This window comes from Chryseobacterium sp. SIMBA_038, assembly GCF_046535115.1.
In the GTDB taxonomy this organism is placed as follows: domain Bacteria; phylum Bacteroidota; class Bacteroidia; order Flavobacteriales; family Weeksellaceae; genus Chryseobacterium.
The window spans coordinates 1-339 of sequence record NZ_JAWRXH010000065.1 but is presented as its reverse complement, the minus strand read 5'-3'; the positions used below and the strand labels follow the sequence as shown (position 1 = coordinate 339).

The following is a 339-nucleotide window of genomic DNA, read 5'->3' as shown; positions in this document are numbered from 1 at the left end:
AACAGAATCAATGTTTCAGAATTAGTAAAAGGAACTTACTTGTTTACCATTATGTTGAGCGACAATACTACAATTACTAAAAAAGTAGTTAAAGAATAGTTTCAACTCCATTGAATAATAAATAAAAGCAGCAGTTTCCATAACTGTTGCTTTTTTTATATTTGTCCTAAAATAAATGAATGTTTAATAAAATTTTTTTCTCATTTCTTTTATCACTAACACTCATCTTCCAGAATTTTATGGAAAGAAAGGTTGTTCATCCATACCATGTAGGATCTGTGGAAATCAATTATAATTCAAAATCCAAAACTTTTGAAGTGACAGGTCGTTTTTTTCTGG

1 protein-coding gene is annotated in these 339 nt (G+C 27.7%); it reads left to right on the top strand.

The window, feature by feature from the left end; all coding sequences use genetic code 11:
- Positions 1-179: 179 nt before the first annotated feature.
- Positions 180-339 (top strand): DUF6702 family protein (locus tag SB689_RS22740; RefSeq protein WP_410694339.1); only part of this gene is annotated, 160 nt, incomplete at its 3' end.